This is a genomic window from Roseomonas sp. CCTCC AB2023176 (assembly GCF_042259275.1).
In the GTDB taxonomy this organism is placed as follows: Bacteria; Pseudomonadota; Alphaproteobacteria; order Acetobacterales; family Acetobacteraceae; genus Roseomonas.
This window is the reverse complement of record NZ_CP170086.1, coordinates 3620759-3635432: the sequence shown is the minus strand read 5'-3', so window position 1 is coordinate 3635432 and position 14674 is coordinate 3620759. Positions and strand designations below refer to the sequence as shown.

The following is a 14674-nucleotide window of genomic DNA, read 5'->3' as shown; positions in this document are numbered from 1 at the left end:
GACTCGCGTGGCGGAATCAGGGGGACTGAAGACATGACGCTGAACCTTACCATCCCGCGTCAGCAGCACACCGACTTCACGCCGCGCATCACCGTCGTCGGCGTCGGCGGCGCCGGCTGCAATGCCGTGAACAACATGATCGGGATGGGTCTCGACGGCGTCGAGTTCCTTGTCGCGAACACCGATGCGCAGCAGCTGCAGAACTCGCGCGCCGAACGCCGCGTGCAGCTCGGCCCGCACCTGACGCAGGGCCTCGGCGCCGGCGCGAAGCCGGAGATCGGCCGCGCCGCGGCGGAAGAGGCCACCGAGGACCTCGCCCGTCACCTCGAGGGCGTGCACATGGTCTTCGTCACGGCCGGCATGGGCGGCGGCACGTACCGGCGCCGCGCCGGTCATCGCGCGCATGGCGCGTGAGCGCGGCGTTCTGACCGTCGGCGTCGTCACCCGTCCCTTCGACTTCGAAGGCGCGAAGCGTCGCCGCGCCGCCGACGCGGGGCTGGAGGAACTCCAGCAGCACGTCGACACGCTCATCATCGTCCCGAACCAGAACCTCTTCCGCAAGGCCAACGAGCGAACGACCTTCGCCGAGGCCTTCAAGATGGCCGACGACGTTCTCTACATGGGCGTGCGCGGCGTGACCGACCTGATGGTCAACCCCGGCCTCGTGAACCTCGACTTCGCCGACATCCGCACTGTCATGGCCGAGATGGGCAAGGCAATGATGGGCACCGGCGAGGCCGAGGGCGACGACCGCGCCGTGAAGGCCGCAGAGGCCGCGATCAGCAACCCGCTGCTGGAGGACACCTCCATGCGCGGCGCCCGCGGCGTGCTGATCAACATCACCGGCGGCTACGACATGACGCTGTTCGAGGTGGACGAGGCCGCGAACCGCATCCGCCGCGAAGTCGATGAGGACGCGAACATCATCGTCGGCACCTCGATCGACGAGAGCCTGAACGGCCGCCTCCGCGTCTCCGTCGTCGCGACGGGGATCGATGCCGGCGAAGCCGTTTCCGAGGCGGTCGCGGTCGAGACGCGCAAGGTCGCCGCGGTCGGCGGCGGCAACGTCGTCCCCGGCGGCTTCGGCGGGCCGATCGGTGCGCCCCGCATGGCGCCGGCGCGCCCCGCGATGCCCGCGCCCGTCATGCCCGGCGCGCCCGTGGTCCCGGCGCCGGCCATGCCGCACGCCGCCCCGCAGCAGGCCGGCCCGGTCCGGGTGCCCTTCGTCCAGCGCCGGGCCGCCACCGTGTCCGACGTGCCGCCGGAAGCCCCGATGGCCGAGGCCGCGCCGATCGCCCCGGCCCCTGCCCCGCTCCAGGCCGGCCCCGGCCCGATGCGCGCTCCCGCCGCCCCGCCGCCCTCCTCCGGCGGGCTGAAGAGCCTCTTCTCCCGCGCCACGGGCATTGCGCAGAGCGGCATCCGCCGCGCCCCGGCGGAGCCGCAGGCGCCCGCCGCGGCGCCGCATGCCGAGACGCCCCGCGCCCCCGCGCGCCAGGCCGGAGAGGACCAGATGGGCCTCGACATCCCGACCTTCCTCCGCCGCCAGGGCAACTGATCCGCCCCGCCCGTTCGCGCCAAAGCCCCGCCGGGAAACCGGCGGGGCTTTTTGTTTGTGCCAGAATCTAGCCATATCAATCACTTATGGTGAAATCTGGAGAAACAACGCTTGAATCGCTTGCGGCATGGTGCGGTGCGATCTTCCGCCCCGTCGGATCGTCCTCGCGGTCCGTCGCCACGGCACGGTGGGGTTCATGGACGGTTACTTTCCTCTCGGCACGACACGCTTCCGGACCCTCAAGTCCGCGATCGGCTGCGTCGGCACGGGCCTGCACAGCGGCGCGCGCGTCTCCCTGACGCTGCGCCCGGCCCAGCCGGGGACCGGCATCGTCTTCCGGCGCACCGACACGGGCGCCGAGATCGCTGCACGCTACGACAACGTCACGGACACGCGCCTCTGCACCGTCCTCGGTGAGGGCCCTTCCCGCATCGGCACCGTCGAGCACGTCATGGCCGCCCTCGCCGGCCTCGGCGTAACCGACGCGATCGTCGAAGTGGACGGTCCGGAGATCCCCATCCTCGACGGCTCCGCCGCGCCCTTCGTCTTCCTCCTCGAGTGTGCCGGCCTGACCACCTCCGCCGCCCCCGCGCCAGCCATTGAAGTCTTGCGCGCCATCCGCGTCACGGACGGTGACGGCCCCGATGCCGCCTGGGCAGAGCTCTCCCCGTCCGTCCTCCCGGGCCTCGAGGCCGACCTGACGATCGACTTCGGCGCCACGGCCGTCGGCCGCCAGTCCCTCTCCCTGCGCCTTTCCGACGACACCTTCCGCGCCGTCCTCGCCGGCGCCCGCACCTTCACGATGGCCGAGGACGTGGCCCGCCTCCGTGCCGTCGGCCTGGCCCAGGGCGGCTCCCTCGCCAACGCCGTCGTCGTGGACGGCCCTCTGGTGCTGAACCCCGGCGGCCTGCGCCACCCCGACGAGTTCGTCCGCCACAAGCTCCTCGACGCCGTGGGCGACCTGGCGCTCGCCGGCGCCTCGCTCAAGGCGACGTTCCGCGGCCACAAGTCGGGCCACGGCCTGAACAACCGCGTGCTCCGCGCCCTCTTCGCCGATGAGACAGCCTATCGCTGGATCGGGGAGGACGAAGGCCTGCTCTCCAACGTCCGGGTCGCCGTCGCGGCTTGAACGTCGGGCCTACACTCGGGCCCCACCCGTTCCGCCCGGCTCGGACCCCGTGCTATAGGCCCGCCATGGTCACGTCCCGCCTTAGCGCCCCCGGGCTTCGCGCCGCCGCCGTCCTGCTCGCCGGCCTCTCCCTCGCCGGCTGCGAGACGCTGAACAGCCTGAACCCTTTCAGCAGCGGCAGCAGCAGCACGACGATTCGCCCGCGTGACGCCGCGAACGCGCAGCTCGGCCCCGAAGAGCTTTATGCCTCCGGCCTGAACTCCATGCGCGGGGAGCGCTACGGCGAGGCCGTCGAGTTCTTCGACCTCGTCGAGCGCGACCACCCCTATTCCACCTGGGCCACGAACGCCCGGCTGATGAGCGCCTTCGCCGAATACTCCCGCAATCGCTACACCGAAGCGCTCGGCCAGCTGGACCGCTTCATCCAACTGCACCCCGCGCACCGCGACATTGCCTACGCCTACTACCTCCGCGCCCTCTCCTACTACGAGCAGATCGCCGATGCGGAGCGCGACCAGGCAGGCACGGAAACCGCGATGACCGCGCTGCAGGACGTGGTGAACCGCTTTCCCAACACGCCCTATGCCCGCGACGCGCGCCTGAAGATCGACCTCGCCCGCGACCACATGGCGGGCAAGGAGATGAACGTCGGCCGCTTCTACCAGAACCGCCGGGTCTACGCCGCGGCCATCGGCCGCTTCCGCAAGGTCGTCGAGGACTACCCGACGACGAACCACGTCCCCGAAGCCCTGCACCGCCTGACCGAGATCTACCTCGCCATGGGCCTGACCGAGGAAGCCCGCCGCACCGCGTCCGTCCTCGGCTACAACTACCCCGGCTCCCCCTGGTACCAGGATTCCTACGCCCTTCTCGTGGACGGCGCGCCGCGACCCGACGGAAGCAGCCGCCCGGGCTTCTTCGCGCGCACCCTCAACTCCATCTTCTGACGAGCGCCTTGCCGGCACTGGCCGGGCGGGAAACCAACCCATGCTCGTCTCCCTCGCGATCCGCGACGTCGTCCTGATCGAGCGGCTCGACCTGTCCTTCGGCGCCGGCCTCTCCGTCCTCACGGGGGAGACGGGCGCCGGCAAGTCCATCCTGCTCGACAGCCTGGGCCTCGCCCTGGGACAGCGCGCCGAGGCCGGGATGGTGCGTGCCGGCCAGTCCCAGGCCTCCGTCGTCGCGGTGTTCCAGCCCCCGCCGACCACCCCGCCCACGCCGTCCTGACCGAGCAGGGCATCGAGGCGGAGGACCAGCTCGTCCTCCGCCGCATCCTCACCGCCGACGGCCGCTCCCGCGCGTTCGTCAACGACGAGCCGGTCGGCGTCGCCCTCCTCCGCCGCCTCGGCGGCCTGCTGGTGGAAGTACAGGGCCAGCACGAGCAGGTCGGCCTGGCCGACCCCGCGACCCACGCCAGCCTGCTCGACGCCTTCGGCGGCCTGGAACCCCGCCGCAACGCGACCGCTGACGCCTACCGCACCTGGAAGTCCGCCGAACGCGCGCTGCGCGAGGCCCGCGAGGCCATCGCCGCGGCCCAGCGCGACGAGGAATGGCTCCGCCACGCCGTCGCCGAACTCTCCGACCTCAAGCCCGAGGAAGGCGAGGAGGACAGCCTCGCCGCAGAGCGCCAGCGCATGCAGGGCGGCGAGCGCCGCGCCGAAGCCCTCGCCGCCGCCCTTTCCGAACTCCACCCCCGAGACCGCCGCGGCGGCGGCAACCCCGCAGCCGCCCTGCGCAACGCCGCCCGTGCGCTCGAACGCCTCCCCCGCCGAACGAGGAAGCCGCCCCGGCACTAGCCGCCCTCGGCGCCGCCCAGGACGCCCTGGCCGAGGCGGAAAGCATCCTCGAACGCCTGGCCGGCGAGGCCCAGCCCGACCCCCGCCGCCTGGAACAGGTGGAGGAACGCCTCTTCGCCCTTCGCGCCGCCGCCCGGAAGCACGCGGTGGCCGTCGTCGACCTCCCGACCCACTTGACCAACCTCCGCGACCGCCTCCAAAGCCTCGACGCGGGCGCCGGCCGCGTCACCGCCCTGGAACGCACGGCCGCCGAGGCCCGCGCAACCTACGTCACCGCCGCCGACGCCCTCACCGCCGCCCGCACCGACAACGCGGGCAAGCTCGAACGCGCCGTGAAGTCTGAACTCGGCCCCCTCAAGCTCGACCGCGCCCGCCTTCACATCGAACTCCTGCCCCGCGAGGAATCCGCCTGGGGCCCTGACGGCCGCGACCGCGTCACCTTCCTCGTCACGACGAACCCGGGCCAGAAGCCCGGCGCCCTGGCAAAGATCGCCTCCGGCGGCGAACTCTCCCGCCTCATGCTCGCACTCAAGGTCGTCCTGGCCCGCGGCTCCCCCGTCCCCACCCTCGTCTTCGACGAGGTCGACAGCGGCATCGGCGGCGCCACCGCGGCGGCAGTCGGCGACCGCCTTTCCCGCGTCGCCGAGCGCCTCCAGGTCCTCGTCGTCACCCATTCCCCCCAGGTCGCGGCCCGTGGCGCGCAGCACTTCCAGGTCGCGAAGGGCGTGCGCGGGGAACGCGCGGAAACCCGCGTCATCCCCCTCGACCCCCGCGCCCGCCGGGAGGAAATCGCCCGCATGCTCGCGGGCGAACGCATCACCGAGGCCGCCCGCGCCGCGGCGGATGACCTCCTGCGGGGCGCCGCGTAGCACCCCGTTCTTGTGACTATATTCTTGCAAATCCGTCTCGAACGTGCCATGACCACGCCGCGAAACGGGAGGTCGCGGCATGAACGGCACGGAGCATCGCACCATCGCGCGCCGTGAGCTCGGGTCAGTCCTCGGCCCCGTCATCGTGGAACTGGACGGCCCGCGGGCCGACGGGGCTGACGCGGCCTGCAACTACCGCATCGCCGGCCCGCGGATCGGCGCGGCCGGACAGGTGCGTGGCGTGGACGGCTTCCAGGCACTGCATCTCGCCATGGAGCGGATCGGCGCCGCACTCAGGGCAAGCGAGGAGTTCGCGGCAGGCCCTCTCCGCTGGCTCGACATGGACGAGCCGGGGTTCCCGCTGCCGCCGCGCCTCGCCGGACTGACCTGGCGGGCGGCGGGCACGCCCCCGGACACCGCCCGCCTGTGACGCAGGGCGTCAATGCCACCCGCCCCGCCCGCGACGAGGACGCCCCCCGCGTCGCTGCCCTCGTCAACGCCATCAACTCTCTCGACGGCGCCACCCCGCCTATCCCGATGACGGCTGAAATCATCCGCCGCGACCTCCTCGGCCCATCGCCCCAGGCCATCCTCCGCCTCGGTACGCTGGACGACGCGGTCGTCGGCTTCGCCACGGCCACCCCGCTCTATGACGCGACGCGTTGCGCCCCAATCCTCATGGTCCTCGACCTCTACGTCGAAGCGCAGGCCCGCCGCCGCGGCATCGCCCGCGCCCTCCTGGCCGCACTCGCCGCCGAGGCCCGCGCCCGCGGCGCCGCCGCGCTCTGGTGGGGCGTGGACGAGGGCGATGACGAGGCCGAATCCTTCTACCGCGCCGTCGGCGCCGTGGCCGAGGAACGCTTCACGGGTATGCTGCTCGAAGGCCGCGCCCTCGACGCGCTGGCGGACGGGGCGGGACCATGACGGCGGACGGACTTTCCCTCGCGGCGACGATCATCCTGATCCTGCCAATGATGTACTGCTTCGTCGCCACGCCGACTTTCCTGCTGCGGCCGCTGAGCGACCCCGTCGTGACCTGGCTTTTGCGCGGCGTCTTCAACGTCGGCTTCGCGCTCGTCGGCCTCTTCGGCGCCGCTGCCGCAATTGCCTTCCTCGCGGCCGGACGACCGCCGTTGACCGTCGCGCTCGGGCTCCTCGCCTTCCTCACCGTGCTGGCGAGGCGCTGGTTGCTGCGCCGAATGGACGCCGACCTGGGCGCCCGCGACGCCGGGGACATGGATGCCGTGCGGCGCCTCCGACGCCTGCACTGGGCCGGCATGGCCTACAACGCGGCGCAACTGGCGGCGGTGGTCGCTAACCTCTCCGCCGCCTTCGGGCAGCGCGCCTGAATGCAACAACGCGGGCCGTCACATGACCTTGGCACAACCGACCGGACGGAAGGGAAGCAGGTCCGGAACCGCGCGGGATCGCGCGTGAGCAACATCCATCCGCCGACGACGGCGTGCGCCCCGACGAGGAGGTCGGACAACACGCCCCGCCGGACACCCTCGGTCCGGCGATAGGAGAGGTGAGCTCTCCCCGCCAGGAGGAGCGCCGGGAGCGGCGTCGGCTCGCGCTGCACCGACGTATCGGCCAGGAACGCGTCGAGGCCTTCGACACGGGCGAAGCGCATGGAGGTCTCGGCGTAGACCACGTCGTAGATGGCGATGCGCCCCTGCGCCCAAGCGGCCCAGACCGGATCATCCGTCAGCAGGTCGAGAAGGACGCCCGTGTCCACGAGCGTCACGTCAGTCATCGTCGCGCAGCAGCCGCTTGATCTCGTCGGTGGAGAGGCCAGGGCCGGCCGCAACCCGCCAGCGCGCGAAGCGGTTTTCCGGCCGGTCCTCGGCCTTCGCCGGCCGCAGCGCGACGGGACCGTCACCCTCGACGTCGAACGTCACCGCGGTCCCCGGCACGATGCCCAGGTGGTCCCTGGTCGGCTTGGGGATGGTCACCTGGCCCTTGGTCGTCACGGTCGTCGCAATGACGCCATCCGCATTACCGGCCGACGCTGAGGCGTTGGCCGCCATCAGCGGAGGCAAGGCGCCCCAGGGCGCCTACCGCGCCGCCCGCCGCGCCTCCCCCGCCAGCTTGTCCGCCAGCCGCGTCGGCTCCGGCAGCCGATACCCGGCCAGCCAGTCCCGCACGTGCCGCAGCGCGCCGTCGGGCGACACGCGATGCCCGACGGAGACGTACAGCGGCAGGCTCCCCCGCCGCGTGCGCAGCGCCGTCGCGATCCGCCGATCCTTCCACACCAGCGGCGCCGTGCTGCCGGGCTCCTCCCCCAACTCCCCCTCGACCCGCCCGACCAGCACCGACTTCGCCACCCCCACCGTCGGCAGGTCCAGCAGCACGCCGAGGTGGCTGGCGCTGCCGCAACGCCGCGGGTGGCTCAGCCCCTGCCCGTCCACCAGGATCAGATCGGGCCGCCGCTCCAGCCGCCCCACAGCCTCGACCATGAAGGGCGCCTCCCGGAAGCCGAGGAACCCCGGCACGTACCGGAAGCCCGGCACACCCTCCGCGTACCCCGTTCCCACCGGCCGCGACCGGTCGCCCGACGCATCCAGCAGCACCGCCATCGCCCGCAGCCGGTCCGGCGCCCCGCGCGGCGCGCCCGCGCAATCGACGCCGGCCACGAAGCGCGACGCGCCCTCCGCTACCGGTCGGTCCACCTCCTCGATCCGCTCCGCGATCTCCGCCTGCGCGGCTCGCGCAGCCTCCAGCGTGGCCGGCCGGATCCAGTCTTCCGGGATGTCCCTCATCATCACCCAACGCCGGCGGGGCGGCCCTGGCACTCCCCCACCCCCGCCCTATTCTCCGCGCCGATGCCCCCTGTGAAGACCGCCACCCTCCGAGACCCCGCCGATCTGTCCGAAGAGGAGGCGGCGGCCGAACTCGCCGACCTTGCCGCGCGCATCGCCGAGGCCAACACCGCCTACCACGTCCACGACGCCCCGATCATGCCGGACGCGGAGTACGACACCCTCTTCCGCCGCAACGCCGCGATCGAGGCGCGCTTCCCCGACCTGATCCGCGAGGACAGCCCGTCCCGCCGCGTCGGCGACGCCCCGGCGGCCGGCTTCGCCAAGTCCACCCACGGCACGCCGATGCTGTCGCTGGACAACGCCTTCGACGCGGCCGACTTCGCCGAATTCACCGCCCGCATCCGCCGCTTCCTGAACCTCCCGGCGGAGGAACCGCTGCGCTTCGTCGCGGAGCCCAAGATCGACGGCCTCTCCGTCAACCTGACCTACGAGAACGGCTCTTTTGTCCGAGGCGCCACCCGAGGCGACGGCACGGTCGGCGAGGACATCACCCAGAACCTCCTCACGCTGAAGCAGATCCCCCGCCGCCTGAAGGGCGACCACCCGCGACGGATCGAAATCCGCGGCGAGGTCTTCATGACCAAGCCCGATTTCCTCCGCTTCCGCGACGACCAGATCCTTTTGTCCGAAGGGCGCGAGCGCCGCCGCGAAGCGGGCGAGCGCGCCGGCGAGGCCGTGCGCATCCCGGCCAATCCCCGCAACGCCGCCGCCGGGTCGCTGCGCCAGTTGGACCCGGCGATCACCGCGTCCCGCCCGCTCCGCATGTTCGCCTACGCCCAGGGCGACTCGAGCGAGCCGGTGGCCGACACCCATTCCGGCTACCTCGACCGCCTGCGCAGCTGGGGCTTCCAGGTGAACCCCTTGTCCGAGAGCCTGGACGAAGCGGACATCCCGGCCTTCCAGGCAACCATGACGGAACGCCGCGCCGGCCTCGAATACGACATCGACGGCGTCGTCTATAAGCTGGACCGCCTGGACTGGCAGGCGCGCCTCGGCTTCGTCGGCCGGGCCCCGCGCTGGGCCATCGCCTGGAAGTTCCCCGCCGAGCAGGCGCAGACAATCCTCCTCGACATTCAGATCCAGGTTGGCCGCACCGGCGCCCTCACCCCGCGCGCGATCATGCAGCCCGTGAACGTCGGCGGCGTCATGGTCCAGCACGCCACCCTCCACAACGAGGACGAGGTGGCACGCCGCGACGCCCGCATCGGCGACACCGTCATTCTCCAGCGCGCCGGCGACGTCATCCCGCAGATCATCGGCGTCGTCCCGGACAAGCGCCCGAAGGACGCCGCTCCCTGGGAACCCCCGACCACCTGCCCCGCCTGCGGCTCCCCCGCGGTGCGCCCGGAAGCCGAGGTCGTGCGCCGCTGCACCGGCGGCCTGATCTGCCCCGCGCAGCAGGTGGAACGCCTGATCCACTTCGCCTCGCGCCGCGCCCTCGATATCGAGGGCCTGGGCATCGAAAACGTGGAACTCCTTCACCGCGAGGGCTTGGTCTCCACCCCCGCCGACATCTTCCGCCTGCACCGTGCCGAGGCCGTCGCGAGGATGCGCACCTTCCCCGGCTGGGGCGCGAAGGCGAAAGGCGAGAGCAAGAAGATCACCAACCTGCTCGCCGCCATCGAGGATCGCCGCGCCCCGCCATTGGAACGCTTCCTCTTCGCCCTGGGCATCCGCCGCATCGGCGACCAGAACGCCCGCCTCCTCGCCCGCCACTACGGCAGCGCGCAGGCCTGGCGCGACGCCATGCTGGCCGCACGGGTCATCGGCTCCGAGGCGCGCGAGGATCTCGGCTCCATCCAGGGCATCGGCCCCTCCATCGCGACCGAACTCGTCACCTTTTTCGAGGAACCCCGGAACCTCGCTGCCCTGGACGACCTCCTGTCCGAAACCCGCCCGGAGGAGGCGAAGGCCGTCTCCGGTGCCCTCGCGGGCAAGAGCATCGTCTTCACCGGCACCCTCACCACCATGACCCGCCCCGAGGCCGAGGCGCGCGCCGAATCCCTCGGTGCCAAGGTCGTGAAATCCGTCTCGAAGAAGACGGATTACGTCGTCATCGGCGCCGATGCAGGCTCCAAGGCGACGAAGGCCGCCGAACTCGGCCTGACGACGCTGGACGAGGATGGGTGGCGCAAGATGGCAGGCTTCGCGTGATGCTCGGCCGGGCCGCGTGCCTCCGCGGGCTTCTGCCCGCGCTGCCAGCCTTCCGACCCGCCCCGCGCGCCGGGACTCCCGGTGTGCAGCGCCGCGCGACGGGCGCTGCTGTCGCGCTCCTCGCCGCCCTCCTCTCGCTCGCAGCCTGCGCACCCGGCGCGGTTCCCAGCTCCGCCCCGGTCGCGGCCGTGCCGCAAGCCCCGACCCGTTGGCATGCCATCCTCGTCGCCGGCGACCCGTCCCTCCCCGTCTGGGACAATGCCGTCGAGCGCTTCGCCCGCTCCATGCCGGACGCCGCGAGCAGTCGCCGCTTCAGCGCGGCCGGCCGGCCCGGCGCCGCTCCCGCCACGATCCCGAATGTCCTCCAGACGATCGCGGCCCTGCGCCCAGGCCCCGGCGAGGGCTGCCTCGTCTTCCTCACCATGCACGGCGCCCCCGGTCGAGGCCTGGCCTTCGTTCAGTCCAACCAGACGCTCGGTCCCGGCCCCTTTCAGTCCGCCCTGTCCCGCGGCTGCGGGGACGCACCGACCGTCGTGGTCGCCTCTGGATGCTACACCGGCAGTTTCGCCCCCGCCCTTGCCGCGCCCAACCGCGTCGTCCTGACCGCGGCGCGCGCCGACCGCCCCTCCTTCGGCTGCGGCGCCGGCTACACCTATACCGTCTTCGATTCCTGCCTGCTCGACGCGCTCGACGCGAACGCCCCGCGCGGCTGGACGGCCGTCTCCGACGCCACGCTCGCCTGCGTCGCCGCCGAGGAAGCCCGGCTCCGCGAACGCCCGAGCGAGCCGCAGCGCAGCATCACGCCAGCCCTCGCGGGCGAACCGATCCGCTGGGCCCCCGCGCCCTCCTCTGCCGCGGGCGCGGGTGGCAAGCGCTGACCCGCCCTGCCGCCCGCCGCATCCCCGTAGCGACGCATCAGCGCCGCTGACGCCGCGCATCAACCGAAGTCGTTGGACGCGGCCAAGCCCCGCCGGGAAGGATCCGGCGCATGACGCTGCCCGTGGACCCGACGCTCCTCCTTGCCTGGCTCGGCGCGGTCCTGATCCTCTGCGCGACGCCAGGCCCGGACTTCGTCTTCATCCTCGGACAGACGCTCCGCGGCGGGCGGCGGATGGGCTGGGCGGCGGTGGCGGGCGTCTGCCTCGGCGTGCTGATCCACATCGTGCTCTCGGCCGCCGGCGTCGCGGCGATCATCGCGGCGGACCCGGCGCTGTTCGGTACCATCCGCGTGATCGGTGCCCTCTACCTGCTCTGGATGGGCGTCGCCGCGCTGCGTGAGGCCTGGCGCGGCGGGGCGGCGTTCGCGCCCGCGGCGGCCACCGCCGCGACGCTGCGGGCCGCCTTCCTCCAAGGTCTCGTCACGAACCTCCTGAACCCGAAAGTCGTGCTGTTCTTCCTTGCGATCCTGCCGCAGTTCGTGGCGCCGGACCGGGCGCCGCCCTGGGTGCAGATGCTCATCCTCGGCCCGATGCTGCCCCTCGTCGCCCAGCCCTTCTACTGGTTCGTGATCGAGGCCGCGACGCGCACGGCCCGCAGCGTCGGCGGGGGCACGGGACGCGCGGCACGATGGCTGAACGGGACGGCGGGCGCGATCTTCCTCGGCCTCGGGACGCGGCTGCTGATCGCGCGCTGAAGCGTCGCCGCGGCCGGTCGCCGCATAGGCGCCGGACGGGCGCCGCAAAGGTGACACCCCTCCGCGCGTTCCTGTCCTTGCCATGACCCGATCCAGCGACGACCGCCAGCGCCTCCGGACCCTTCTCCTGCTGCTCGCCGCCGGCGCCGCCGTCCCGGCCTGCACGCCGGCTGGCACGGAGTTCTCCACCCCCTACGGACCGCCCGCCTCGACAGCACCGGGCCAGGGCTACGGGGCGCCGCCCGCCTACGGGACGGCGCCGTCCTACGCGCCGCCATCGTATGCGACGCCCTATGCGGCCCCTTACGGCGCCCCGGCCTCGCCCTCCTACGGATCGCCCTATGCCGCGGCCCCGTCCTACGCGCCCTATGGCAGCGCGCCGGCCTACTCACCCTCCTACGCCGCGCCGGGCACCTTCCCGGCGCCGCCCTACGCGTCGCCGCTTCCGCCGCCGGTGCCGCGTCAGGTCGTTCCAGAGGCAGGCTCCTCCTACGGGTATGACGGCCGCACGGCGCCGCCCTCCTACGGCGCGTCGCCCTACGGCCAGGGCGACGCCGATACGGGCCGCTCCTACCCGAACGACAATGGCGGCACGGCCGCGCCCTACGAAGGATATGGCGGAAGCGGGACGCAGTACGGGTACGGCGATGGCGCGCCACGCTACGCGCCGTCCTACCGGCAGGATCCGCCGACGGCGCCCACGCCGAACGTGGACCGGCAGGAGATCCCGGGGCCGAGCCTCGGCGCGCCGACCTGGCGCGGGTCCTGACGGGTCAGAGCGGCGCGCAGGCGCGGCGGAGCCAGTCAAGCGTCGCCGCGTCCTCCGGCCTGTCCAGCATCGGCGCGATCTCGGCCAGCACGCGCGCGTGGTAGGCATCCACCGCGGCGCGTTCGGGCGGCAGCAGCGCCTCGGTCGCGATGAGGCGGCGGTCGAACGGCACGAGGGTCAGGGTCTCGAAGCGCAGCCAGGTCTTCTTGGCGGCCAGCGTCTCATCACGCTGCACCAGAAGCAGGTTCTCGATGCGGATGCCGTATGCGCCGGGCAGGTAGTAGCCCGGCTCGTCGGAGAGGATCATGCCTTCCCGCAGCGGCACGTTCGCGGCGGCGCGGGAGAACGCGGCCGGGCCTTCGTGCACCGACAGGTACGCGCCGACGCCGTGTCCCGTGCCGTGGTCGAAATCGAGGCCCGCTTCCCAGAGCGGCCGGCGCGCGATGACGTCGAGGTGCGGGCCCGCCACGCCCTCCGGAAAGCGCGTGGCGGACAGCGCGAGCATTCCGCGCAGGACGAGGGTGTAGCGGTCCCGCAAATCGGACATCGCGGGACCCGGCCCCGTCCAGAGCGTGCGGGTGATGTCCGTCGTGCCGTCGAGGTACTGGCCGCCGCTGTCGATGAGGAAGCCTTCGTCGGCGCGCACGGCGCGGTTGGTGGACGGGCTGGCGCGGTAGTGGATGACCGCGCCGTTCTCCCCGGCGCCGGAGATGGCGGGGAAGGATTCGCCGCGGAACAGGTCCTCGCGTTGCCGGAAGCGGAGGAGTTCGTCGGCGACCGCCATCTCCGTTAGCGCGCCCGAGGGCGCCGTCGATCTGAACCAGGCGAGGAAGCGGGCCATGGCGCGGGCATCGCGGCGATGCGCGGCGCGTGCGCCGTCCTGTTCGGCAGCCGTCTTCTGCGCGCGCGGGAGGCGGACGGGGTCGGCAGCGCCGACGACCGTCGCGCCGGCGGCGCGGAGAGTGCGGTCGAACCAGGCGGGCGTGGACTCGGCATCCAGGCGGACCTTCTTGCCGGACAGCGCTGAGAGCGCCGCGGGCAGAGCGGTGCGCGGGGCGAAGGAGACGGCGTTGCCGAGCGTTGCCCGCAGGTCCGGGCCGGCCTTCGACGGATCCATGAAGACCTGCACGCCCGCGTCCTCGGCGACGATCGCGAAGCCCAGGGCGAGCGGCGTGTTGGCGAGGTCGGCGCCGCGCAGGTTCAGCAGCCACGCAACCGAGTGGGGGTCCGACAGCACGGCGGCGTCCTGGCCGTCGGTGCGTAGGGCATCGGCGATGAGGGCGCGCTTCTCCGCGGCAGTGCGGCCGGCGTAGCGGTCGGGCCAGGGCTCGGCGGGGGCCGCGGGCTCGGCGGGGCGGTCGGTCCAGACGGTATCGAGCGGGTTCCGGTCCACGGGGATGAGTTCGACGCCGGCGACGGTGAGACGCTCGATCCCGCCGGGGGAGTGCAGCCAGGGATCGTAGCCCACGCGCCTGCCCGCCGCGTGTTCCTTCAGCCAAACGGCGGGCGGTTCGTCCGTGATGTGGCGGCGTTCCCAAAACGCGGGGTCGGTCTGCTGCGCGACCTGGGTGACGTAGCGGCCATCGGTGAAGACGGCGGCGCGGTCGGCCAGGACGATGGCGAGGCCGGCCGATCCGGTGAAGCCGGTCAGCCACTTCAGCCGCGCACCGGAGGGCGGGACGTATTCGCCCAGGTATTCGTCGGAGCGCGGGACGATGAAGCCGTCCAGGCCGGCGCGGGCGAGTTCGGCCCGCAGCGCGGCAAGGCGGGCGGTGCGGTCGGGCTTGTGCTCGGCGCTCACGGCATGTGTCTCCAATTTTCCATGTGCTTAGCGCATGCCTCTGTCCGCGGAACGACGCGGGTCATCCTGGACTCGAGCGCCCATGTTGCACCTGCGAAGAGCGTTCGGGCGGCCTGGGCATGAGCCCCGCCGCAGACCGGATG

13 protein-coding genes and 2 pseudogenes are annotated in these 14674 nt (G+C 72.7%); 11 read left to right on the top strand and 4 right to left on the bottom strand.

Annotated elements, in window-relative coordinates; translation table 11 throughout:
* Window positions 1-33 precede the first annotated feature (33 nt).
* The 7 genes and pseudogenes from ftsZ (at window position 34) to ACE7GA_RS18205 (ending at window position 6698) form a co-directional block, all read left to right on the top strand.
* Window positions 34-1555 (top strand): annotated as a pseudogene (gene ftsZ / locus ACE7GA_RS18235) (cell division protein FtsZ).
* A gap of 196 nt (window positions 1556-1751) precedes the next feature.
* On the top strand, window positions 1752-2684 hold the full coding sequence (lpxC, locus tag ACE7GA_RS18230; protein ID WP_376089592.1) for a UDP-3-O-acyl-N-acetylglucosamine deacetylase: 933 nt from the start codon (window positions 1752-1754) through the stop codon (window positions 2682-2684).
* A 65-nt stretch (window positions 2685-2749) separates the two neighbouring features.
* On the top strand, window positions 2750-3631 hold the full coding sequence (locus ACE7GA_RS18225; protein ID WP_376089589.1) for an outer membrane protein assembly factor BamD: 882 nt from the start codon (window positions 2750-2752) through the stop codon (window positions 3629-3631).
* 40 nt (window positions 3632-3671) lie between these two features.
* Window positions 3672-5349, top strand: a pseudogene (recN, locus tag ACE7GA_RS18220) (DNA repair protein RecN).
* A 79-nt stretch (window positions 5350-5428) separates the two neighbouring features.
* Entirely contained in the window at window positions 5429-5779 is a 351-nt protein-coding gene (locus tag ACE7GA_RS18215) for a DUF6968 family protein (protein ID WP_376089586.1), read from the top strand.
* On the top strand, window positions 5776-6273 hold the full coding sequence (locus ACE7GA_RS18210; protein ID WP_376089583.1) for a GNAT family N-acetyltransferase: 498 nt from the start codon (window positions 5776-5778) through the stop codon (window positions 6271-6273). The genes ACE7GA_RS18215 and ACE7GA_RS18210 overlap by 4 nt, the downstream gene beginning before the upstream one ends.
* Window positions 6270-6698 (top strand): hypothetical protein, encoded by a 429-nt coding sequence (locus ACE7GA_RS18205; protein WP_376089580.1) that lies wholly within the window; start codon window positions 6270-6272, stop codon window positions 6696-6698. Before ACE7GA_RS18210 ends, ACE7GA_RS18205 begins: the two co-directional genes overlap by 4 nt.
* On the opposite strand, the gene ACE7GA_RS18200 is transcribed toward ACE7GA_RS18205, so the two are convergent.
* Genes ACE7GA_RS18200 through ACE7GA_RS18190 form a run of 3 tightly spaced genes read right to left on the bottom strand, consistent with a single transcriptional unit; the run spans window position 6632 to window position 8114 of the window.
* Window positions 6632-7105, bottom strand: coding sequence for a type II toxin-antitoxin system VapC family toxin (locus ACE7GA_RS18200; protein WP_376089577.1), 474 nt, complete (start codon window positions 7103-7105; stop codon window positions 6632-6634). The genes ACE7GA_RS18205 and ACE7GA_RS18200 overlap by 67 nt on opposite strands.
* The gene (locus ACE7GA_RS18195) at window positions 7098-7379 is read right to left on the bottom strand and encodes an AbrB/MazE/SpoVT family DNA-binding domain-containing protein (RefSeq protein WP_376089574.1); all 282 of its coding nucleotides are present in this window, start codon (window positions 7377-7379) and stop codon (window positions 7098-7100) included. The genes ACE7GA_RS18200 and ACE7GA_RS18195 overlap by 8 nt, the downstream gene beginning before the upstream one ends.
* Window positions 7380-7406: 27 nt before the next feature.
* The gene (locus ACE7GA_RS18190; protein ID WP_376089571.1) at window positions 7407-8114 is read right to left on the bottom strand and encodes an endonuclease V; all 708 of its coding nucleotides are present in this window, start codon (window positions 8112-8114) and stop codon (window positions 7407-7409) included.
* A gap of 60 nt (window positions 8115-8174) precedes the next feature.
* Between ACE7GA_RS18190 and ligA the strand changes: the two genes are divergently transcribed.
* From ligA to ACE7GA_RS18170, 4 genes are all read left to right on the top strand, one after another.
* The gene (gene ligA, locus ACE7GA_RS18185; RefSeq protein WP_376089568.1) at window positions 8175-10328 is read left to right on the top strand and encodes an NAD-dependent DNA ligase LigA; all 2154 of its coding nucleotides are present in this window, start codon (window positions 8175-8177) and stop codon (window positions 10326-10328) included.
* Window positions 10328-11206, top strand: coding sequence for a C13 family peptidase (locus ACE7GA_RS18180; RefSeq protein WP_376089566.1), 879 nt, complete (start codon window positions 10328-10330; stop codon window positions 11204-11206). Before ligA ends, ACE7GA_RS18180 begins: the two co-directional genes overlap by 1 nt.
* Before the next feature lie 110 nt (window positions 11207-11316).
* On the top strand, window positions 11317-11961 hold the full coding sequence (locus ACE7GA_RS18175; protein WP_376089562.1) for a LysE family translocator: 645 nt from the start codon (window positions 11317-11319) through the stop codon (window positions 11959-11961).
* Between the two features lie 82 nt (window positions 11962-12043).
* Window positions 12044-12730 carry a hypothetical protein gene (locus tag ACE7GA_RS18170; protein ID WP_376089559.1) on the top strand — a complete coding sequence of 229 codons (687 nt, stop codon included), beginning with the start codon at window positions 12044-12046 and terminating at the stop codon, window positions 12728-12730.
* Between the two features lie 4 nt (window positions 12731-12734).
* Here ACE7GA_RS18170 and ACE7GA_RS18165 read toward each other — a convergent pair whose 3' ends face one another.
* Window positions 12735-14531 (bottom strand): aminopeptidase P family protein, encoded by a 1797-nt coding sequence (locus ACE7GA_RS18165; RefSeq protein WP_376089556.1) that lies wholly within the window; start codon window positions 14529-14531, stop codon window positions 12735-12737.
* Window positions 14532-14674: the final 143 nt, after the last annotated feature.